This window comes from Yoonia sp., from assembly GCF_017854565.1.
Taxonomy (GTDB): domain Bacteria; phylum Pseudomonadota; class Alphaproteobacteria; order Rhodobacterales; family Rhodobacteraceae; genus Yoonia.
In genome coordinates this window covers 1-22,087 of the sequence record NZ_JAFMHJ010000016.1, presented here as the reverse complement: position 1 = coordinate 22,087, position 22,087 = coordinate 1, and the positions used below count along the sequence as shown (strand labels likewise).

Below are 22,087 nucleotides of genomic sequence, written 5' to 3'. Positions count from 1 at the left end.
ACCGGGTTTTCACCATCGGTGACCGTCACGGTAAAGCTGGCGCTGCCGGTATTACCCTGTGCATCTGATGCATCGTAGGTCACCGTTGTCATACCAATCGGGAACGCCGCGCCAGAGGCAAGGCCAGCCATCAGCGTCGGGCCAGAGGTGACAGACACGTTGTCGGTCGCTGTTGGTGCGGCATAGGTCACAATAGCAGTTGACTGACCGGCATCCGTCCCGACCGCGATATTCGCAGGAACGCCGACCACCGGGTTTTCACCATCGGTGACCGTCACGGTAAAGCTGGCGCTGCCGGTATTACCCTGTGCATCTGATGCATCGTAGGTCACCGTTGTCATACCAATCGGGAACGCCGCGCCAGAGGCAAGGCCAGCCATCAGCGTCGGGCCAGAGGTGACAGACACGTTGTCGGTCGCTGTTGGTGCGGCATAGGTCACAATAGCAGTTGACTGACCGGCATCCGTCCCGACCGCGATATTCGCAGGAACGCCGACCACCGGGTTTTCACCATCGGTGACCGTCACGGTAAAGCTGGCGCTGCCGATATTACCCTGTGCATCTGTTGCATCGTAGGTCACCGTTGTCACGCCAATCGGGAACGCCCCGCCAGAGGCAAGCCCCGCCGTCAGCGACGGCCCGGAGGTCACGCCGACATTGTCAGTCGCAGTTGGTGCGGCATAGGTCACGGTGGCAGAGGACAGACCCGCATCCGCAAACACGCTGATATCATCCGGGACTGTCACGACCGGCGGTGTGTTGTCCTGGTCCGTCACAGAAAGCGTATTTGACGCCTGCGTCGGGTTGCCGGCGCCATCCATTGCAGCAGCCGCAGGGAACACGACGTTCACTGCGCCGGGCCCGCTGGGCGTTACGTTAAAGGTCAGCGTGTTCCCGCTAAATCCGCTTGAGCCGGTGACGGTGCCGTTCATGATCTGAACATTCGACAGCACGGCAACCCCCGGGCTGACCGCATTCGGCGCAGGCGCAGGGCCGACAGCCGTGAAGACACCCGTGACCTGGAATTCACCGCTAACGGTGCTTGACGGTGTCGTCAGCAAAAGGCTGTCCTGACCGTTGTCCACCGAATAGGTGGATTCGTTAGTGCCCGAAATACCACCCGAGAGGGGATTGGTAGCAACGTCTTGAATCGACGGCGACCCTGCCAATCCGATGGTCACGACCCCGTTCAAGCTGGCCAGATCGCCACCGCTCAGGGTCAGGCTATAGATTGCGCCGGAGCCGGTCACGGCCAGTGTCGCGGAGGTGCCCGATACAGTAAAATCGGTAGGATCTACGTTCGTCACATCCTCGTCAAATGTGATGGTCCATGTCAGACTGTCAGCGTTGGTAAACGTGGCGGTCGGGGTTGTGCGCACCAGCGACAATGCGGTCGGCGCTGTTGTGTCAGAGGGCGGGGTGTAGGCTACCCTGGAAGTCACGACGACAGGACTAGTCGCACCCTGCATGCCGATTGTGTAGGTATAGGCCTGCGTGTCACCCGCCGGGGTGGCAATAAAGGTGATCCCCATGAAGTCATCTGCCGCATATGTCCCGTTGTCAGCGCCGTTCTGCGAAACGATTGTCACCGAACCCGGCTCAAACGCGCATTCTTCCTGAATGTGGGCCGGGGTGATTGCAATGCGTCCGCTTGTGACCACATTTCCATTTTGCCAAGCGCTGCCGCCGGCAGTTACATATGTGGGTGACACAACGCTGGCTACAAAAAACCGCACATCCGCTTCGGGGGGCTGCCCGCCGCCTTCGCCATTCGGGCTATTGAAGGGGTTGAAGTTGCACCCGGTTGTGATGCCAACCGGACGGGTGCCGCCAGCATCGAACGCGGGCGCGCCAAAGGCCTGCACCGATACCGGCGCAGCTAGGGAAATTATCAGGCCACTGGCCCGTAAGGCTTGTGCTAAAATACGTTTCATCGTCAATTTCCTCGCAAAAAACATAAGCCAATCCAGGCACTTGTGGCGGACCACAGGGTCGATATTCCCGACTGACCATACGTAAAAAAGTCCTTAGTGACTGTGCGCTTTGGCACAGACCCGCAGTCAAGCCGAACGGTACGCTGGTTGCAGCATGCTTCGCCTCACGGCTTAGTGCATCGAAACCACTTGGAATCCGGAGGAATAATGGAACCTTTTATCGCTCAAATTATGCTTTTTGGCGGCAATTTCGCGCCGCGCGGCTGGGCTTTCTGTGATGGGCAATTGCTGCCGATCTCAAGCAACTCCGCACTATTTTCGATCATCGGCACGGTATACGGCGGCGACGGACGCACAACCTTTGCGCTGCCTGATCTGCGCGGTCGCGTGCCCATGCATGCCGGCTCCGGCCCCGGCCTGACGCCACGTCAGATCGGTCAGCGCGTCGGCTTAGAACACGTGACTCTGGTCGAATCCCAGATGCCCAACCACAACCATGAAATGCTGGTCGCCTCTGGTGCTGCTGCCGGAAGCCGCCCGAGCGGCGACGCAATCGCATCGGCCAGTATCTTTATCGACAATAATCCATCTGATCCGGCGACACAGCCGTCAATAGCGCTGAACAGCCGTACGGTTTCGAACGCAGGTGGCGGCCAGCAGCACGAAAACATGCAGCCCACGCTTTGCATCAACTACATCATCGCATTGCAGGGTATTTTCCCATCGCGGAGCTAAAACGCACAAGCGATTAACGAGTTTTGGCGCGCCGCAATCCCACGGCGCGCCTGTTTTAATTTGTACAGGCCGTTTGTGTCCCGGCACATGAACAGTGGCCGGGCAGAGCCTTGGCCGTGTTAAGGTGAGTGTTTATTGCGAGACTTTTTTTTGGGGAAATAGATGACTGAAATACCAAGAGTTTTTAACCTCCCGCTACAGGAGGGCAAACATAGCACGCGAACGGTTCTGTTTGTGGACCGGAACCCCGTTTTGTCGCAAGCGCTTGCACAGCACATGAAAGTAGATGGAATTTTAGATTGTCGGTTTGTACAGCCCGACGTTGATCTGGTGTCAGAGGTTCAGGAGAACCGTCCAGACGTCTTGTGCCTTGACCCTACACATCTGGATTTGAACCGCGATTATGATCTTATGGATTTTGGTCGCGACATTCGTGATGCGAGCGAAACTACACTTCTTCTGGGCTACAGCTTTAAGGTCAATGACGCGGTTCTGCGGGCGGTGCTTGACGCCGGGTTTCGCGGTTGCGTGTCCAAAAACGCACGACTGCGCCATGTTGAAATTGCCCTTGCCGCAGTTCTGGATGGTGGCATGTATTTCGACAGAAGTTTTGGATCGCATTTACGCCCGATGATTTCAGATGCACCCGATGAAGAGATTCTAAGTGAGCGTGAAAAGGCTGTTCTGGTCGGGCTTGCCCGCGGGTTAAGCTCAAAGCAAATTGCCCATGATCTCGATATCAGCAGCAAGACTGTCGACACATACAAGGCCCGCGCGGGCAAGAAGTTGAACCTGTCAGGTAAGGCCGATCTGGTGAGCTATGTTCACGATCGGGGTTGGATCACATAGGTCTAACGAATCGCCGTCGATACTGTTTCCAAATATACTTATTGTGCAGGCGCAGCATTACTGTTGGTTCGAAACTAGAGACACCCCGCTCCTAGTGAGGATATAATTTATCAAACAAAAGCCAATACTTACTGAGCAATTCACAAAAAGGTTAAGGAATCCTTACGCTGTAGGGAACTTTGCTGACTGGTGAAAATGTTGCAGTGCGGCATTCTGATCATGCAACATTTTTTGAGAGGCTCGCATGGCTAGAATCAGTATTTTTGGAATCGGATATGTCGGGGTGGTCGCTGCTGCATGTTTGGCTAAAGACGGTCACGATGTCATTGCGGTCGACGTAGATGCAGGCAAGATTGATGCCATCAACGCAGGCCTGTCGCCCATCGTCGAAAACGGTCTGGACGACCTTGTGAAAGAAGTCGTCGCCGCGGGAAAGCTTAGCGCGACCGATGATGTCGAATACGCCATCAACAATACAAGCGCGTCGTTTGTTTGTGTCGGAACGCCAAGCGCGCCAGACGGGTCGGTGGGCCTAAAATACGTTGAACTGGTTTGCCAAAACATGGGCGCTGCAATCGCCAAGAAGGACGATTTCCATTCGGTAATTATCCGGTCCACTATCGTTCCCGGCAGCTGTGAAGGTACCTGCATTCCAGTTCTGGAAGCAGCATCTGGCAAAAAGGCAGGTTCTGAATTCGGCGTTGGATACTATCCGGAATTTCTGCGTGAAAGCACCGCGATCGAAGACTACTACGATCCTGGTCTTATCGCGTTCGGAGCGCTCGATGATACCACACGTGACATCCTGACGGACCTGAACAAAGACCTGAACTGCGAAATCCACACGGTCGATCTTCGCACCGCTGAAATGGTGAAATACACATCCAACATCTGGCGTGCGGTGAAAGTGACCTTCGCAAACGAGATTGGAAATATTGCCAAATCCTGCGGATTGGACGGCCAGTCGGTCATGGAAATCCTGTGTTCGGATCACAAGGTGAACATGTCGCCTTACTTCATGCGCCCCGGCTTTGCGTTTGGTGGATCGTGCCTGCCTAAAGATGTGCGCGCCTTGCGCCACCTTGCCGCTGTGAACAATACACCAGCGCCCCTGCTGCACGCTGTTTTGGAAGCCAACGAAGCACAGATCGGCAAAGCCGAAGCGATGATTAATTCCTCCAAGGCCAAGAAAGTCGGCTTTGTGGGCATCAGCTTTAAGCCCGGCACAGATGATATGCGCGAAAGCCCCTTGGCTGAACTTGCGGCACGTCTGATCAGAACCGGAGTTGTCGTGGAAATCTACGACCCCTTCGTTCACGAAGCCTATGCCAACGTAAACTCCACCGCAGGGCGGGGAAATGACGTGGTGCCTGACCTTAAAGATCGTTTGAACCCTGATTTGTCTTCGATGATCAAAGGATCGGACGCAATCGTGGTTGGCAACATATACAAAGATACGTTGGAAGAACTTGTCGCTGTAAATGGCAAGCCGATGATCGATTTGACCCGCATCAGCCGCACCCGCGTCAGTGGCGACGACTACCACGGCATCTGCTGGTAGATGCCGATGATCCTCCACATCTTAAGCCATCTCGCGTTTTTGTCCGTAGCGGTTTTGCTGGCCTCGACTGTGCCAACAGACTTGCTCGGGCCAGCACAGGAGGCTGTGTTGGTGTTGGGGTTTCTTGGGGCGTGGCGCTATAGTTGGGCGGGCATAAATGTTACCCGCGCGGTTATATTCCGGTTCTTTCGCTACCCGCGTCGTAAGGCGCAAGCGCAGGCGCGGTATGATGCACAATCTGTCGATGCCCATGCATTTTTCTTGGTCACATCTTATATGATCGAAAGCAGTGTGACTGTTCCTGTTTACCGCAGCATCTTTCTCGCTGCGGCAAACGCAACAAACGGGGCGACGATCGTGTCGTCTGTCGTTGACGGCTCGGACGCGCGGCTGATCCAGCAAATTTTCGATTCAATGCCGATTGATATGTCGCGCGTGAACTTGATCGTTGATCGCATCCCTGGAACTGGCAAACGCGATGCCCTTGCCAAATCCCTAAACCTTATCGCACGCCAATGCCCGACAAGGCATGACATCGTTTTGTTCGTGGATGGCGACAGTTGCGTGCCCGAAGACATTGTCGCGCGGACCGCGCCGTTCTTTACCAATCCTGCGATTGGTGCGCTAACCACAGATGAAGAAGTCGAAATAGAACAGCCCGGCTTGTTTCGCGACTGGTTCGAACTGCGCTTTGATCAACGCCAATTGATGATGTGTTCCATGGGGCTCAGCAATCGTGTTCTGACGCTGACAGGGCGCATGTCAGTGTTCCGGGCCGATCTGGCAACTAACCCCGATTTTATCAACAGTGTGCAGCATGATTTCATCGATCATTGGCGTCTGGGCCGCGTAAATTTCCTGACGGGTGACGACAAGTCTACTTGGTTTTGGCTGATGAAGAATGGCTATCAAATGGCTTATCTGCCCGACGTCGCCAGCAGCTCTATGGAAACCCAACCCAAGCCGGGCTTCTTTGCAAGTGCTACCGTGTTGATGGTGCGTTGGTTCGGAAATATGTTGCGTACAAATGGGCGCGCACTTGAATTGCCAGCCTCCCAGATCGGGTATTTCACGTGGTGGTCGATCCTTGACCAACGCATGTCCATGTGGACGACGCTGGCCGGACCGATTTGCATGATAATCGCCGCCATTTTTTATGATCCAATGGTCATTCCCGTCTATCTCGCTTGGGTCATGTTCACGCGCTACGTCTTTTGCACGGGAATTTGTTTGTTTCGCGGTCGCAGCTTTCCAATCATCTATCCCTTCCTGCTGTATTTTGGCCAATTGTTTGGTGCCGCAGTCAAAACTTACGTTTTGTTCCGCCTGGATCGCCAGAAATGGACCCGCCAAGTCACGGCCACAGGCGCACCCGTCCGCCAGTCTTTGGGGCAACGCGTTGGCGCTGTGGGCTCGGCTTACCTCCATCTCCTCACCCTTGGGTGGCTTACCGTAGCCGTTCTCTTTTTGACCGGTGTCATTTGACAAATTTGATGAACAGGACCTCGCATGACTGACACACTCACTCCAATCCCCGATGTACCTGAGGACACCGTCTCTGGTGGTTTCATTTATGAAAATGAACATCCTCAGTTGCAGATACCGTTCACTGCGCGCATTGGGGCGCGTCGCCTTGAGGGGAAAACCCTGTCCATCACCGAAGCCTTTGTGTCTGGCTTGATGCCGCCGAACGCCAATCTTGATCGTACGACGATGGCCTTGCAGTTTGATTTTGAGGGTTTCACTATAAGCTTGTTTGTAGAAGCTGATGTCGAAAAGATCGGCGACACCAGTAGCCCAAACTACAAAATGCGTTTCCGCAATCCAACGGCGAGCCACCTTGCCCCATTACGTCACATCATAAACAGCCACCTTGCCGGTGACCTGATCACAATGGACCGTTTTTTGGGTTACACTGGGCCGACGCGTGCCAAATCCAAAACTCCCACGGTTCCGCCGAACGCCATGCAGCGCACCTCGCGCGTGGTGCGCAAGATTGGTATTCTTTCACTAAGCGTCGGTTTGATTGCAATGGCGACTAACATTGTTCACGATCGTATTGTGTTCAGTTATGAACCGCGACCTGTCGTGATCAGCCAATCTGGCGAAACGTTGCGCGCCACGTCTGCGGGTCAAATCACCTATACCAATGTTTCCGCAGGTCTTGGCGATGTGGTCTATTCCATTGGGGCGAATTCTGGCGACCTCCTTAGCGTTCGGATGCCCTGCGATTGTGACATCCAACCACTATCGGAATTTTACGAAGGTGCCACCATTCTAGCAGGCACGCCACTGGTCAAACTTGTGGACGCCGACGCGGTTCCTGAAGTCAGCCTCGCCATCACTGCTGAAGGGGCGACGCGACTGATTTCCGGTGACAACGCCGAACTAGAAATGGCCAACGGAACCATTGTTCCAGTGTCTGTGACGCTCCTGGAAACGCTGGACGTTGGACAGGCTACTGATTTGGTTGCGGCCGATCTTAGTTTTGATCCAGCAGATATCGATCAGATTACGGTCGGTGAAAATGCGCGCCTGCGGTTTCGCCGCTCATTCCTACCGGATGTAATTTCATCATACATTAACGCCGCCTTCGTGGATGTGAAAAACTTCCTTTCTGGGTCCTAATTGGCCCTCATTCCTTGCCTTAAGCCGCACTCTTTACCGCGCGCAAAACAGGATCTTTAAGATGGACGATATTAGACCGATTATTCTTTGTGGTGGGACGGGTACGCGGTTGTGGCCCATGTCGCGCACCCAAAGCCCCAAGCAATTTCAGCCCGTTGCAGGGCCGGATTCACTGACGTTCTTTCAGGCGACCATCCAACGCCATCGCTGTAAGGGGTTTGGGAAACCTGTCGTTGTCACGGCCGTGCAGAATTACCGCACGATAGTACAACAACTGAAAGAAATTCAGTGCGAAGCGACCGTCATTTGTGAACCGATGGCGCGCAATACTGGCCCCGCCGTTCTTGCCGCGGCGATGATGCTGGCACAGGAAACCCCTGACGCGTTGATGCTGATCCTGCCGTCTGACCATGTCATTGTCGGCAACTTGAACACTCCAATCTTTGAAATGCGAAAGGCCGCATCCGATGGTCGTATCGTCGCCTTTGGGATCAAACCCGACTACCCTGAAACCGGTTACGGATACATCACAGATGGTGGGTCTTTTGCCTCTTATCCGGGCCTGCATCGCGTTGCAGAGTTCGTCGAAAAGCCACCCCTCGCGCAGGCAGCGGCCCTTGTGTCGTCTGGTCTTGCGTATTGGGCATCGGGCATTTCTCTATACTCTGTAAAAACGATTATCAAAGAATTCAAACGTTTTGACGCGCCAACCCACCGCGCCGTTGGCAATGCAATTCAAAAAGGCGAGTGGACGGGCGAATGCCTGACCTTGGACCCTGACAGTTTTAGCAAAGCCACGAACGAACCCACAGAACGTGTGATTTTTGAAAAAGCTGAATCCGTTGCGATGTCTCCTCTTGATGTCGAGTGGAGCGATGTCGGCTGCTGGACGTCAATGCACGCCATCGGCCACGCAAACGAAGACGGCAATGTGCTGTCCGGGGATGTGATCTCCATCAACTCCAAAAATACATACGTGCGATCCGAAGATCGTCTGGTCGCTGTTGTTGGCCTGTCTGATATCATCGTAGTCGACACACCCGACGCGGTTTTGGTCACAGCACGGGGCAAATGCCAGGACGTCAAAGCCATTGTCGAAACCCTGAAAGAGGAGACGCGCCGCGAAGCCGTGCGTCACCTCACGCGGGAACATGAATGGGGTCAAAGCCAGCATGTTATGTCATCATCCGATCACGATATGAGTTTGTTGCGCATAAATCCCGATGCCGCCATTTCGGTCGATCCGCTGCCTGGTCGTCAGATTATCGCGGGACGTGCTGGTTTGGTCATATTCGACGGTCTTAGCCGCCGTGTTCTGGGCAAGGGCGAACGCGTGATGCTTGATGTTTTGGATCAAACCAGATTGACCAATACTTCGACCGATAGAATCGACGTTATCCTCGTGACGCTAACGTCCTCGATGTCCTCCAGCACTCATTTGCAGAGCGTGTCGAATGGCTGATCGTGTGCGCTTCTTTTCTTTAATGATCTGTGCGGTTATTGCCTCGTCCCTCGGGGGGATCGGGTTAGCAACCGCGCAAACCATGCAGGACTATGAGGCGATGCGATCTGACATTGCTGAAGTGTATTCCGATCTGCTTGAACGCGGGCCCACAATCGCCCATCCGTCCGACATCACGGATACTATTGCCCACTTGACTGAACGCGCCGCGATTCCGAAGGCCGCGGCTATTTCTGCACAACCGGCCATGAGTGAAATACAAATCGAACTGATCGATCTGAGGCTTGGACTGGTACAATTGGCATTAGCAGCAGGGGGCAACGATCAGCTGACGGTCGTGCGGGCGCAATCCGCCACTGTGCCCAAGATAATCGTGGTGCAAAGCGGCGCGGTGGATCTCGAAACCTTGCGGACATGGATCGCTGCCCAGCCTGAGGCTTACACCATGATGGACGGGAATATCCTGAAGATCCCGCTTCTGGTTTTGCAATCTGCGCGTCTTAATTTGGGTCAGGGCGATATCATTGAACTAAGCACCGCGCATGGCGCTTTCATCGTAAACTTGGGTGTCTTGGTCGTTGACGGCGCACGGATGTCCGCCACGCCGCAACCGAATTTGAATGTGCCAGACTTCGCGCCTTTCCTTGTAACCGCGGGCACTGGACAGGCGCATCTGTCCAACGCCGTTTTTGAAGGCTTGGGCTTTGGTGACACGGCCGTCTTTTCCGGTGTTTCTGTGGTCAATCGCGGCCTATACCCGCCAATCGGTCAATCGTTTCTGACCAACAGCGTGCTGCGCAATATCCGTGTCACAACCTTTGAAGGTGGCGTGGCACCCATCATCGCATCAAATGTCTTTATGGGGCCGAACTCGACCGGCCTGTCCATGCGTCAAACATCTCAGGCCGACATTGTATCCAATGTCTTTCTTGGCGGGGGCGAAGGCCCCGCGATCCGCGTTATGGATGGCAGCACTGACAGTCAGATCTCCAATAATCTGGCTTTCAACACGGCGGGAACAGCTCTGTTCGTAACCCAAGGCAGCCACGGCACCGCGATTGTTGGAAATCTGTTGTGGCAAAGCGCGGGGGGTGGCATTTCGGTTAACCGGTCCGATTGCATCAATCTGTCGAACAACATTGCGATCGACAGTCGCCGTAAGGGGATCGAATTGCGCACAAGCCGCAATTCACAAATCATCGCCAACCAACTGCTGGGCAATCAAAGCTCGGGTTTATTCATTGGCGATCAGCCTGTCGGCACGATCACGACAGTACGTAATAACATTTTTATCGGTAACCGTTTCGGGCTGTCCTCTGCTTCGGCGGACAAGCTGTCGCTGTTTGGCAATAATTTTCTCAATCAATTTCCGCGTTTTCTTGAGGGTGATCTCGCGTCGCAATCACCCCAAATCGTCGCCAATCTTCGGGGCACCGAACGCATCGAACTGACCGCGGGCGGGATTGAAATGTTCAACATCGCCCCCATCACCTGCCAACCCCGGATGGAGGGCTGATCAGTGGTATTCTCATCTGAATCGTTCTTGTTTCTATTCTTACCGGTCTTCTTGGTCATCTATTACCTGACGCCGGTGCGGTTGCGATCTTACCCAATTCTTGTGGGATCCTATCTGTTTTATGCGTGGTGGCGCGTCGATTTTCTTGGCCTATTGTTCCTCACCACGTGCTTTGCCTATGTGATCGGTCAGCAGGTTGCCAAACACCGTGACACATCGCTGGGTAAAACATTCCTCGCCATCGGGGTGATTGGCTGTTTGGGCGTGCTCGGCGTGTTCAAATACCTCAATTTTTTCATTGAAAGCTTTGCGGCACTGTTGGGCACAGACACCGAGAGCCTTGGCATTCATTGGCAATTAATCCTGCCGATCGGAATTTCGTTCTACATTTTTCAGGCGCTCAGCTATTTGATTGACGTGCATCGCGGAGACGCCACGGCGGATGCGAAATTCATCGACTTCGCTGCCTTTATTGCGTTGTTCCCACAGCTTATTGCGGGTCCGATTTTGCGCTACAAAGACCTTGAGGATCAGTTTCGCGAGCGAGAACATTCGGTTGAATTGTTCTGCGACGGGCTTGCGCGTTTCCTGATTGGACTTGGCAAAAAGGTGATCCTTGCCGATGCGGTCGCGCCTTTGGCTGACCTTGCGTTTGCGACGGAAAATCCTGGTATGGCTTTGGCGTGGGCAGGGGCAGCCGCCTACATGCTTCAGCTTTATTTCGACTTTTCCGGCTACAGCGACATGGCGATTGGTCTGGGTAAGATGATGGGTTTTCGGTTTTTGGAAAACTTCCGCTTTCCCTATATCAGCCGCTCCATCACCGAATTCTGGCGCCGCTGGCATATCTCGTTGTCCAACTGGCTGCGCGATTACCTCTACATTTCGCTGGGCGGCAACCGCAAAGGCGCCGCGCGAACCTATGCCAACCTGATGTTGGTCATGGTGCTGGGCGGTCTGTGGCACGGTGCGAACTGGACCTTTATTCTCTGGGGCCTGTGGCACGGCGGGTTGTTGGCGGCGGAACGGTTTGTCGGGTGGGACCGCAACGCCAGAACCCATTGGTATGCTTTGCCGCTGACCCTGACGTTCGTTCTGATCGGCTGGGTGATGTTCCGCGCCACCCACGTTGGCGAAGCCTTTGAGATTTACGGTGGCATGATTGGCCTGAACGGTCTGATCGGTGATCCTGCTGTCTGGGCATCCGTCACCCGTGAAAGCCTTGCATTGGCCCTGCTGGCCGCCTTCGTCGTTTGTCTTGAACCGCGTGTTGATGCGTATCTTGCGGCCCACAAACAGGGCGGCAGTGCGCAAATCAGCGCGGATGGCACCGTAGTTTTGAACACAGGCGTGCAGCTGGCCGCGACGATTTCGGTGCTGGTGATCGGGGCCGTCACGATCCTCAAACTCGCTGAACAAAGCTTTTCACCCTTCTTGTATTTCCAGTTTTGATCCGGAGCGTTTGAATGCCTTTTCACACAGCCATAAAACTCACCGTGCCAGTCGCGTTCTTCGGCTATGCAGTGTTTGCCAACTTTGCCCTTTTTACCGGTGATGCAGAACGTCCAACTCCGGAAGGGTTCATGCGCGGTGGGTTCACCACACAAATCGACACGCTGTATCGCGCCAATCTGCCACACCGTGAACCTGCGGTCGGTCTCGTCGGTGCTGCGCGTTATCTATTGTTGAACGAAGGCCGCGATGGAGTTGTGGCAGGCAACAGAGGCTGGCTGTTCACAGACGAAGAATACCGCGCCCAGTCTGGTGCGGTTGCGTCATTGCCAAACGCCGTGGCCTATATGATGCAGGTTCAAACCGAACTGGCCGCACAAAACACCCGCCTTGTGATTGTCCCGATCCCCGCCAAACTCGAATTGGATCAAGACCATGGGGGCGATGCAGGACAGGCGCGTGCGCTCGCTGCGACCTATGATGAATTCAGGACCGCTGCAGCACTGGCAGGACTGACCGTCGCGGACCCGCGCGCAGACCTTGCGCAAATTGACGGCGCGTTTTTTCAGACCGACACTCATTGGACACCACAAGGCGCGACCGCCGTTGCGCAAAGTGTGGCAAGATCTGGCCTGATCGAACTGGGCGAAGACAGCTTTACGACGATCGCCCAATCGCCCGTCACCTTTACCGGTGATCTGGTGTCCTTTGTGACCTCCGACAGGCTTGCCGCATCAATCGGGCTGACGGCTGAACAGGTCACGCCCTACGTGGCTGAGCTGGACGCGGCGGATGCTGGCCTTGGCGGGTTTGATTTGTTTGGCACCGATGGCCCTGTTTCCATGGTCCTGATCGGCACCAGTTATTCCGCCAACCCGAATTGGAGCTTTGTTGAAGCCCTCAAACTCGCGCTGTCACAAGACATCTTGAACTACGCGCTTGAAGGTCAGGGGCCCATCGCCCCGATGCAGACCTACCTTGACCAGCTCGACGCCACTGACGCACCACCCTTGGTGATCTGGGAATTTCCGATCCGTTACCTCAGCGATCCGACCCTGCTGGACCCGATCACCAATCCGACCGGAGATGATAATGCGTAATCTGATCGCCGCCCTCGTGCTGGTCTGCGCCGCCCCGCACACCGCAATCGCGCAATCCTCACCCGATACGGTTGCACCCGAACGTATCACCGTGCGCATCGTCGCGGGGATCACGTCATCGCGCCAATTGCCGTCCGCGGCCCTGACCCGCGCACGCACAACGCTGTCGCAGGGGGGGGACGTTCGGTCTTCTCAGTTGCGTCAACTTGCCGATCTTGGCGACGGCTTTGCAGCTTTGCGATTTGCCCAGCGACTAGAACAACAAAACAACGGCGTTCCCAAATCCGACATCGCGCATTATTATGGCATGGCGGCGGCAACGGGGCGCGGCGGTTCCATCACCGGTCTTATCCGGATGCTCGATCAGCTTAGCGCGTCTGATCTTTCTGCGTCGCGCGCCCTCGTTCTGAAAAATATAATGATGTCGTATGCATTGGCGGGCAACAGTCATGCCGTGGATGCTGTGTTGCGCTATCAGTTGCGCCAACAGCCCTTTGGACCGCTGGAAGATGAATTGATCGTAGTCCTCAATACAGCAACGGGCGAAGGGGCTGCAAAAATGGGCCTGCAAATCGCCATGACCATCCTGCGCAATCCCGATGCCACCACGCTCGATCTGCTGCGTGCCCAGCAATATTTGCAACTTGCTGCGACTGCGACCTCAATTGAAACGACACTGACCGCGCAAAACATGCTTCCGCTGATTGAGGCGAAATTACAATCCCGTCCTGATCTTGCGCGGGTAACAGCCGAACGATCGGCTGATCAAGTTGGCACAACTCTGATTTCGCCCGTGGCGCGGCCTTCCCCCCAACCCGAGGTAACCCAATGATCCGTTTTACCCCCCTAACAGTGTCCACTGCGGCGCTTGCGGGCCTGACGCTCGTCCTGTCTTCGGGCAGCGCCACCGCTCAATCCAGCGCAGATTATTCAAATTACGGCTGCACCGGGCTTGAAATCGACAACGAACTTCCATCAATCGAAGGGCGCGATGGCGTCTTTTACCGTATCAATGCGGACCTGCGGATGAACCATCCGTTTTCCGACCAGACGGTCGCCCAAATGGCCGAGTTGTCACAGGCATTAGCGGCAAATGGTACGACGCTGATTTTCGTACCCGTACCCACCAAAAGCGTAACTATGCCCGGATACCTTCCCACGGACGTTGAGCGGTATGGTTTTGACCTTGAGATCGCAACGGAAGTCCACCTCGACATCTTGCGCCGTTTGGGCGCGGCGGGGGTCGTTACGGTTGATGCCCGCGATGCGATGATTGATATGCCCGACGGCGAACTTGCGTTTTTCAAGGCCGATTTTCACTGGTCTGCAGCAGGTGCGCGTCAAACGGCCATTGCCATCGCTGAAACAATTCGCGGTCTGCCTGAATACGCCGATTTGGACCCGACCCTTTTCGAAACTGTCCCGCTTGAAGTCGGAGTCGCATTTTCAGGGATGCGTCGTATTTTGCAAAGTAGATGCCTGACCACATTACCAGAAGCTGAAACCATGACGTACCTCACAAGTCAGGTCCAATCGCTCGATCTCGATTCAGGCGGGCTCGATCTGTTTGGCGAAAGTGCGAATACGACGCCGATCGTGCTTCTGGGCACGTCGTTTTCTGATAGCTTGATCAATAATTTTCCCGGCTTTCTGGCTGAATACGCGCAGCTGGAGGTGGTGAATTATGCCCTGACGGGGGGCAATCAATATGGTTCGATCACGTCCTATCTGACATCAACAGAATTTGAAGAAGCCCCGCCGCGCTTTCTGATTTGGGAGAACCCGATCTATAACAATCTAGCTCAATATGGTGATTTGCCGATGCGTGAACTGACTGCTGCGGCATCCCAAACCTGTACCATGCCACTGGCCACCCAGATCAACGCTGAAGAAGCGATCATCACCGTTGATCTGGACGGGTACGATCTGGGCCCCGCCGATACGATCTTTGTCGACACCCATGCAAACGTCGAAACCCAAGCGTCCTTTGTTTTTCAGTCTGATGAAGGGCTTACACGCACAAAAACAATCGAGCGCGGCGAACGTCTTAGCCGCACGGGCCGTTTTTACATGCCGTTGTCCGGGTTGTGGGATGGGGGTGCCGCGGCCATGCGCATCCAGATGACCCAACCGTTTTTATCCGAACCTTCTGTCTACGTCTGTCCCTCTCAAATGAAAGATGAATCATGAAATACCCAACACTTGCGGCAGTCGCTTTCGCTTTGGCACCCGTTACGTCAGCGTTCGCCGATGATGGTCTTTACGAGGATGTGTTTGACCCCAGTTCAAGCTTTGTTCGTGTTGTTGCACCGGGCCAGACTGTCGTGTCCATTGACGGTAACACAGTGCGCGATATCGAAGGTGGCGTGTCGCGTTACGTCAACGTGATGCCCGGTGACATTGATGTGGTTTTGCCCAACGGAAACGTCGAAATGGCGGTGTCCGCCAGCACACATTACACGCTCATCATGACGGCAGACGGTGAAACGTCAATCATCACCGATGATATTGCCAACAGCCCGGCGAAAGCGGACGTGTCGCTTTATAACTTGTCGATGACGGATGGCGTGGATCTTTACGTTCCCGCCGCCAATGCCGTCGCTATTGCGGATCTCGCGTCACTACAGTCCCAAACGATTGCTGTGCGTGCGCCACTGACACTTGATCTTGAGGTGCGGTCCGGCGACGAAGTTCTGTCGTCTGTGGCACAGGTTGAATTGGAACGCGGCGCAGGTGTTTCGATTGTTCTGATTTCTACGGATGAAGGATATTCCGCCGTCGCCATCCCAAATTCTTACTTGAACTAATAGTCCAAAACAGGAGCAGACTTATGTTTCATGCCCCCCATCAACCAAAGTCGAATTTTTCAATACTCCTTTTAGTTTTGGGACTGTCCATAGCTCACGTGGTGGGCGGCGCAAACATTGTGCATGCTGCCCCGATTGATCTGGAATTCGTACCGCCACAGATCGAACCCACTCGTATTTGCGTGCGGCGTCCGCCGGATCCGCAGACTATTGCGCTTTGGGAGAGCTGGGATGGCGTGCGGTTACCTGATGTTTCAGCGGCGAGCGTCACGCGCGACATCAATCGGCTGAAACAACTTGATGTGACCCGCTGGTTGCCTACAATCGAACAAATGATCGCGCGGCTTGAGGAAGCAGAGCCGCGCTTTTCAGGGGCCAATGCTTTGATGGCGCGTATTTCCGCAATGGAAGCCGCGGGCGAGTTTGAGGCCCTGAATAATCAACAACTGGTGGCACAACTTTCCGCAGATATCGAAACGTTGTCGCCGCGGCTGAAGAACACGTTGTCACAGTTTTACCGCGACGGCGTCGGTGTCTCGCGTGACATCGAGTTTGCAAACTCACTGCTGATCGATGCGGCCTATGGAGGCAACGCGGATGCAATGTTGTCACTGGCAAAAATGGAATTAAACGGCGAAGGATTAGATGCGTGGGATGTCCCTACTGATCTGGCCATCACGATGGCGTTCGGGGCGTTGGTCGGTGAACTTGACCCCACCATTTGCGAACGGGCGTCACGCATTGCGCGCGAATATATCAGCGGTGAAATCGTTGTGCAAAACGCGCAGCTGTCTCATGACTGGTTCCGCTTTGCCGCTGATTTGGGTGACAGTAATGCTGCATGGAAGGTGGTGGAGTTCCATTCCCAAGCTGAATCATTTGAAAAAGACAACGATCTGCTGGTGCGCTATCTGACGCAAGCTGCGGATGCCCAACTTCCCTATGCCCAGATCGAACTTGCCCGGTTGTATGAGGCTGGGTCACTGGTGGATCGCGATCTGGACGCGGCATTGTCGCTTTACCGCGCGGCTGCCACATCTGGTTTGCGCCCCGGCTTGACGCGGATCGTGATCTTTTTGGAAGACCACGCGGACATTTATCCGAATTTGCAAGACGAACGTTTCGCCGCCCTCCAACAGCTGAGTGAAATGGATGACGTGTCAGGCTGGGTGTTCACACGCCTCGCTGAAGAAAGCTATTTACGCCAAGGGCGTTGGGCAGGGCGGGCCGATGCAATGGCCTTTCTGGAACGCGCGGCTGAACTTGATGATTTGGACGGCTCTGTAGAACTGGCAATGGGGTTGATCGCACAGCGCGACGATCTTGAAACCTTTGAGCGCGCTGTCGATATTTTGTCTCGGTCAGTGACCACCTTGGGCGGCGTCACACCGCCAAAAATACTGTACGGCGCATTCATGTGCGGCGCACCCGACAGCCCGCGCGTTCAAGAAGCACAATACTGGAATGCGGCAGAAAACGCGACAGCCACGCGCAACGTCGACATCTCCGCACGTGGCCTTTTTGAGCTGTCAGCCCAAACCGATCCTCTTTTGATTGCCCGCTTACAGTCGCACGCATTGTACGGGCGTACTAAAGCCATGGCAAACTATCTGAAATACCTTGAAGTCAACCCCGCCATCCCGCCTGAAACGCTAGCCTTCTGGCAAGAGTATTCTAACCAATACTCCGACGTTCTTGCCGCTGCGGCCGAGCTTGAACTTGAACTTGCGCAAAGCCCGCAAGAACGTGTTTTGGCGATAGATCTGTTACGTCAGCAATACGCCAACTCAGGCGGATCAGCAGCCCTATTGCTGGCCGAAACCTTGCTGGCGTACTCCCAAGACAGTGATTTGAACGTAGAGGAAGTTCGGGACTTGTTGCGCGGCCCCGCTGGTCGCGGCGAAGGCATCGCGCTGTCATTGCTCGCCGCTCTCGAAGGCAACGACGATGGCGCGCGTATTGTTCACGATCAATATGCGGATATAATCAACGCCAACGGCGATTTCGAAGCGCTGCTTTTTGCGATCCCTCATGTCAATGGTGAACAGCGCGTAGAGTACCTATCGCGCGCCGCGGGTATCATTCCGTGTGATTACAAGAATGTCATCGCCTTGTCGCGCTTGCTCAATGATATCGGTAATACGGACGGCGCGTTGCATTGGCTTGGAATTGCAGGCCAACTTACGGACAATAATGATTGGGCAATAACCGATCTGGCGCGTTCGCGCTTGGACGCTGTCGGGCCGCGCGCCGCGCCGGACGCGTTGGCGTTGTTCGAAACGGCAGCCGCAATGGGCAATGAAACGGCGATTGGTGAATCGTTTGAATTACTGGTGGCAAACGAACTACCAACATACGATCCTAGCCGTGCAGCAGGCATGATCAGCCAAGCGGTTGATCAACAAAACACCACTGTCTTGAATGTCCTTTTAGGTCGCTATCGTCGTGCGGATCCGTCCGCTAAGGCGGTGATCGACACGGCGTTGGATATGCCAGAAATCTATCTCACAGCAGCGCAATCGGGCGATGTGTTTTCCATGCGCGCCTATGCGGTTCATCTGCGTGAGACGGCCACGGGTGGCGACGATCTGAGCACGTCTACCGCGTGGTTCCAACGCGCTGCTCAGGGCGGGGACGTAACGGCGATGGCTGAATACGGTTACGCGCTTGCGTTCGGGATTGGCACGGACGCCGACCTTGACGCAGCTCTTGTATGGCTCGAACAAGCCGCTGATGCGGGGTCCGCCAAGGCAGCCAGCATAACAACGCTTCTAAACTTGAACGAGGACACATAATGAAAGCGCTCAGCATCATGGTCACAATTGCCAGTTTAACCACAGCGCTTCCGGCATCTGCACAGGTTGGCACTGATAACTGCGCCGCGCCGCCCGAACCGGTGGTGTCCCTCAATTTTGGCAGCCGCTACACCGACGAGAGCGTGACACGGTCTGATATAGATGAAGACAGCAACGCCGCCGTCAACGCGGCCCTCGCGCCGATTGAACATTTCTTGCGCGACCTGTCCAGCGATGCCAACGCCGTAATAAGCGGCGCTGATGATCAGGTTGACCGCGCCGACTGCGTTATTGCCCAAATGGATGTGTGGGCACAGGCGGATGCCTTTTCTGATCTGGGTACGATCACAGCCAACTTTTCGATCGGATCACGCCTGGCAGGTTTTGCAATGGTTTATCGCCAAGTTGCACCTTATTCGCGTGATGTCGCTGCTCGACAGCGCATAGAAGACTGGTTGGGCCGCCGAATAGACGAACAGATGGCGTTTTGGGAAGAAGACGCAACTGCAGGTGCCAAAACTGGCAATTTGCGCGCTTGGGCGACCCTTGGGATCAACTTGGTCGGTGATATCCGCAGTGATCCGGTCGCACTGCGTTGGTCGGCTTGGTCCGCGACTTACTTGCAATGCCAAGCCCTTGAGGATGGCAGCCTGCCGCAAGAAATGCGTCGTGGGAAATACGCGCTGCATTATCAACTGCACGCAATTGCACCGATGGTTGTCACAACGCTACTGCTTGAAAAACAGGGGTTTTCCATACTGGGCGTGTGCGACAACGCGCTTGATAGGATCGTGCAATTCGCCATGGAAGATTTGACGACAGGCGCTGCCAGCCAAGCTTACTCAGGAAAAGTGCAAAGTTATTTTGACGGCACCGAAGACCTGCGCAGTTTTGAACTAGCCTGGATCGAAGCCTATTTGGTCTTATCCCCAAATTCCGAACTAGATGCCTTTGCCGACGATTTTCGCCCGCTTAGTCACAGTAAACTGGGCGGTGATCAGGCCCTATTGTGGAATGCGGATTGAGTTTTTGTCGGCGGCACGATCAATTAGGTTTTGTGCTTTTTGAGTGCTCTCGCCAACTTTTCTGCCTACCAAAATGCTGCGCCATTCACCAATGGCCGCTTCGACGGGCCGCATCGCAGCTTCGTGAAATGATGATGAACGGCAGCAAAGGGCCGGTCGCGTCCTGAAGAGCGACCATGACCTGCAACTTTGCAAAGTTCACTATCTGCGCATTGCTGACCTTGGTGTTTGGTGCAGCATGTCAGGGCGTTGAACCTGAGCCCTGAATGGCCGCTTTAATGTGTTTGACAGTGTGCCTTCGCAGCTGCAGCGAATTCACACTTTCCGCCCGGTCTGCGGGAGACGCCATCGGATGCAAGTGCAGAATGAATGTCCATTTTGGGCTGGGAGCGGTCATCTATGTCGGCGTCAGCGTATCCAAAGATGGCAAAGTCAGGCGCTGCACTGCCGCAAGGCAGCTTCGAGCCCATCAGAGACACTCCGGCGCGCCGGAGCGATGAGGTTTCGCACCACAATGACCGTCACGTCGAGGTTGTCGGTCAGCGAATATTCATTCACTGGACTGCGCTGGTGGCACGCAGTCGATCCGGTGGATCAGCACATGAAGTCGCGTCGTGCTGACAGCGACTTCCCTCCATCGTTTTTTTTCAGCGACGCTGCCCACAAACGAAACCGACAAAAGTGACAGCGTATCTTACTTTCCAATATCGGTGGTCGTGTCAATGGTATCAGCGGTCCGACGCTTCGCGCGATTCCCGGCCAAACGTAGGTCGTCTGTACTTTCTCAGGTTTCCGGCATAGGAGAGCCGTTGAAACATTGGAGATCTAATGACCGAAAGTATCTTGATCCATGAAATCGCAGCCACCCCGCACGCGGCAAATCCCCGACTCGTCGAGAGCCAGTGGTGGAGCCTGGTGACCACCGGAAAGGGTGATCGCCATGTTCTGTATCAGTGGAGCAATTTTGATCCCGACAAGCCTTCAGAAAAGAAGATCGGTGAACTCAGGATATCGGTTGTCTACGTCAAGGCACAGGGCGGGGTGATTGCCTAGAAGCTTCAGGAAGCCTTGGAGGCAGCGTAATCCAAGAGAACGCTGAGCCGAAGCTTCGTCAGCGGCCACATTTGATTGCAGGTGGCTGCCGTCCACAACTTGGCACAAGTTCAGGACAATGAGATGCGTGACTTGAGTCGGCCACGCGGATAAAGAAAGTCAGAAAAATAAAGGCAGTCGCTGAGGGATGCAACATGTGGTTGGCTCGAAAAAAACTGGGAGCAAGCGTTGCTTGCGACCAGTTTTGAAAAGCGATGTCGAGGGGAAATATGGCAATCCAAACTGGAATGCTGGACCGCAATTTCTCAGATCGGGCGAGCTTGTGGGCAAGGGGGTCCGGGGTGGAGCCAATGGCGAGGTGAGACAAGCGCAGCGCGGCAGGTGAAGCCCCGAAGGGGGCTGAGAGACGATGAGTTGTTCAGTTTTGCTCGCAAAACCGATCAGTGCCCTTCAGGGCCTGGATCGCAACTCTATAGTCGGTCACTATCAAGTTAGCCAAACTCGCTCCAAAAAATTATGAATCATTCTTTTCGTACTTTCACGACATGCCCCTATCCAATCGTGCATGGGACCACAATTCGCACATATCGAGACCTACAGCGTCAAGCAAAACAAAGCCGGCAACAGTGTCGCGCAGGTGCTCGGTGAAGCTATCCGTGATGCTCTCTACTCTCAACATATTGCAAATCCCCAGCCGCCGCGCCTTGTTTATGGTGTCGACATTCCGATGCTGAGACTTCTGCATGACCAGATGATCGCAGGGGCCGCGACAGTCGCGACAGTGAAGGGGAAGCAGCTCAAGCGCGCGATCAGAAAAGACCGCAACACGTTGATGACCGTCGTGTCGTCCTACCCTGTTCCGGTCGCGGATCTGGACAACGATAAAACAGGCGAGACGCGACGCATGTACGATCGGTGGGTCACGTTGAACGTCGGGCACTTCAAGGAAAAATATGGCAATCAGCTGAAAACTGTCATCGAACATGACGACGAGGAGTATCCACATGTTCACGCTTATATCCTGCCGGACGCCGACCCGGGCGTGTTTGCGGATGGGATGCATCCGGGCAGAGTTGCCTGAGAACGGCAATGCAAAAGTGAGCCACGGAAGTGGTGAGATTGTCTTGCTGCGGGCAGAGTAAAACTTTGCCACTTTGGCCCTTTCTGTTT

17 protein-coding genes are annotated in these 22,087 nt (G+C 54.8%); 16 read left to right on the top strand and 1 reads right to left on the bottom strand.

The window, feature by feature from the left end; genetic code table 11:
• Window positions 1-1,934: HYR domain-containing protein (locus tag QZ196_RS08655; protein ID WP_296425520.1), on the bottom strand; the 1,934-nt coding region annotated here is incomplete at its 3' end.
• Between the two features lie 207 nt (window positions 1,935-2,141).
• On the opposite strand from QZ196_RS08655, the gene QZ196_RS08650 reads away from it, so the two are divergent.
• From QZ196_RS08650 to QZ196_RS08575, 16 genes are all read left to right on the top strand, one after another.
• The gene (locus QZ196_RS08650) at window positions 2,142-2,669 is read left to right on the top strand and encodes a tail fiber protein (protein WP_366510963.1); all 528 of its coding nucleotides are present in this window, start codon (window positions 2,142-2,144) and stop codon (window positions 2,667-2,669) included.
• Between the two features lie 276 nt (window positions 2,670-2,945).
• Complete coding sequence (locus QZ196_RS08645; protein WP_296425518.1) at window positions 2,946-3,518, top strand: response regulator transcription factor; 573 nt, start codon at window positions 2,946-2,948, stop codon at window positions 3,516-3,518.
• Window positions 3,519-3,762: 244 nt separating this feature from the next.
• Window positions 3,763-5,079 (top strand): nucleotide sugar dehydrogenase, encoded by a 1,317-nt coding sequence (locus tag QZ196_RS08640; protein ID WP_296425516.1) that lies wholly within the window; start codon window positions 3,763-3,765, stop codon window positions 5,077-5,079.
• 6 nt (window positions 5,080-5,085) lie between these two features.
• Window positions 5,086-6,564, top strand: a complete 1,479-nt coding sequence (locus tag QZ196_RS08635) for a glycosyltransferase (protein ID WP_296425513.1) — start codon at window positions 5,086-5,088, stop codon at window positions 6,562-6,564.
• A 24-nt stretch (window positions 6,565-6,588) separates the two neighbouring features.
• Entirely contained in the window at window positions 6,589-7,707 is a 1,119-nt protein-coding gene (locus QZ196_RS08630) for a hypothetical protein (protein ID WP_296425511.1), read from the top strand.
• 61 nt (window positions 7,708-7,768) lie between these two features.
• Window positions 7,769-9,169, top strand: coding sequence for a sugar phosphate nucleotidyltransferase (locus tag QZ196_RS08625; RefSeq protein ID WP_296425509.1), 1,401 nt, complete (start codon window positions 7,769-7,771; stop codon window positions 9,167-9,169).
• A 247-nt stretch (window positions 9,170-9,416) separates the two neighbouring features.
• Window positions 9,417-10,685 (top strand): NosD domain-containing protein, encoded by a 1,269-nt coding sequence (locus tag QZ196_RS08620; RefSeq protein ID WP_296425508.1) that lies wholly within the window; start codon window positions 9,417-9,419, stop codon window positions 10,683-10,685.
• A gap of 102 nt (window positions 10,686-10,787) precedes the next feature.
• Window positions 10,788-12,137: an MBOAT family protein gene (locus QZ196_RS08615; protein WP_296425505.1), complete on the top strand. Its 1,350-nt coding sequence runs from the start codon at window positions 10,788-10,790 to the stop codon at window positions 12,135-12,137.
• A 14-nt stretch (window positions 12,138-12,151) separates the two neighbouring features.
• Entirely contained in the window at window positions 12,152-13,237 is a 1,086-nt protein-coding gene (locus QZ196_RS08610; RefSeq protein WP_296425503.1) for a hypothetical protein, read from the top strand.
• A complete protein-coding gene (locus QZ196_RS08605; RefSeq protein WP_296425501.1) occupies window positions 13,230-14,069 on the top strand; it encodes a hypothetical protein in 840 nt (279 codons plus the stop codon). Before QZ196_RS08610 ends, QZ196_RS08605 begins: the two co-directional genes overlap by 8 nt.
• On the top strand, window positions 14,066-15,427 hold the full coding sequence (locus QZ196_RS08600; RefSeq protein WP_296425500.1) for a hypothetical protein: 1,362 nt from the start codon (window positions 14,066-14,068) through the stop codon (window positions 15,425-15,427). Before QZ196_RS08605 ends, QZ196_RS08600 begins: the two co-directional genes overlap by 4 nt.
• Window positions 15,424-16,044: an alginate O-acetyltransferase AlgF gene (locus tag QZ196_RS08595; RefSeq protein WP_296425499.1), complete on the top strand. Its 621-nt coding sequence runs from the start codon at window positions 15,424-15,426 to the stop codon at window positions 16,042-16,044. Before QZ196_RS08600 ends, QZ196_RS08595 begins: the two co-directional genes overlap by 4 nt.
• Window positions 16,045-16,067: 23 nt before the next feature.
• Window positions 16,068-18,839 carry a hypothetical protein gene (locus QZ196_RS08590; protein WP_296425497.1) on the top strand — a complete coding sequence of 924 codons (2,772 nt, stop codon included), beginning with the start codon at window positions 16,068-16,070 and terminating at the stop codon, window positions 18,837-18,839.
• Window positions 18,839-19,864, top strand: coding sequence for an alginate lyase family protein (locus tag QZ196_RS08585; protein ID WP_296425496.1), 1,026 nt, complete (start codon window positions 18,839-18,841; stop codon window positions 19,862-19,864). Before QZ196_RS08590 ends, QZ196_RS08585 begins: the two co-directional genes overlap by 1 nt.
• A gap of 828 nt (window positions 19,865-20,692) precedes the next feature.
• A complete protein-coding gene (locus QZ196_RS08580; protein ID WP_296425494.1) occupies window positions 20,693-20,917 on the top strand; it encodes a hypothetical protein in 225 nt (74 codons plus the stop codon).
• A 565-nt stretch (window positions 20,918-21,482) separates the two neighbouring features.
• Window positions 21,483-21,998: a hypothetical protein gene (locus tag QZ196_RS08575; protein WP_296425492.1), complete on the top strand. Its 516-nt coding sequence runs from the start codon at window positions 21,483-21,485 to the stop codon at window positions 21,996-21,998.
• Window positions 21,999-22,087 lie beyond the last annotated feature (89 nt).

Coding starts and splice junctions, on each gene's coding strand:
- QZ196_RS08590 (WP_296425497.1), top strand. CDS start 16,068: ATGTTTCATGCCCCCCATCAACCAAAGTCGAATTTTTCAATACTCCTT.
- QZ196_RS08610 (WP_296425503.1), top strand. CDS start 12,152: ATGCCTTTTCACACAGCCATAAAACTCACCGTGCCAGTCGCGTTCTTC.
- QZ196_RS08625 (WP_296425509.1), top strand. CDS start 7,769: ATGGACGATATTAGACCGATTATTCTTTGTGGTGGGACGGGTACGCGG.
- QZ196_RS08635 (WP_296425513.1), top strand. CDS start 5,086: ATGATCCTCCACATCTTAAGCCATCTCGCGTTTTTGTCCGTAGCGGTT.
- QZ196_RS08580 (WP_296425494.1), top strand. CDS start 20,693: ATGACCGAAAGTATCTTGATCCATGAAATCGCAGCCACCCCGCACGCG.
- QZ196_RS08640 (WP_296425516.1), top strand. CDS start 3,763: ATGGCTAGAATCAGTATTTTTGGAATCGGATATGTCGGGGTGGTCGCT.
- QZ196_RS08600 (WP_296425500.1), top strand. CDS start 14,066: ATGATCCGTTTTACCCCCCTAACAGTGTCCACTGCGGCGCTTGCGGGC.
- QZ196_RS08595 (WP_296425499.1), top strand. CDS start 15,424: ATGAAATACCCAACACTTGCGGCAGTCGCTTTCGCTTTGGCACCCGTT.
- QZ196_RS08605 (WP_296425501.1), top strand. CDS start 13,230: ATGCGTAATCTGATCGCCGCCCTCGTGCTGGTCTGCGCCGCCCCGCAC.
- QZ196_RS08620 (WP_296425508.1), top strand. CDS start 9,417: ATGAGTGAAATACAAATCGAACTGATCGATCTGAGGCTTGGACTGGTA.
- QZ196_RS08575 (WP_296425492.1), top strand. CDS start 21,483: ATGGGACCACAATTCGCACATATCGAGACCTACAGCGTCAAGCAAAAC.
- QZ196_RS08630 (WP_296425511.1), top strand. CDS start 6,589: ATGACTGACACACTCACTCCAATCCCCGATGTACCTGAGGACACCGTC.
- QZ196_RS08650 (WP_366510963.1), top strand. CDS start 2,142: ATGGAACCTTTTATCGCTCAAATTATGCTTTTTGGCGGCAATTTCGCG.
- QZ196_RS08645 (WP_296425518.1), top strand. CDS start 2,946: ATGAAAGTAGATGGAATTTTAGATTGTCGGTTTGTACAGCCCGACGTT.
- QZ196_RS08585 (WP_296425496.1), top strand. CDS start 18,839: ATGAAAGCGCTCAGCATCATGGTCACAATTGCCAGTTTAACCACAGCG.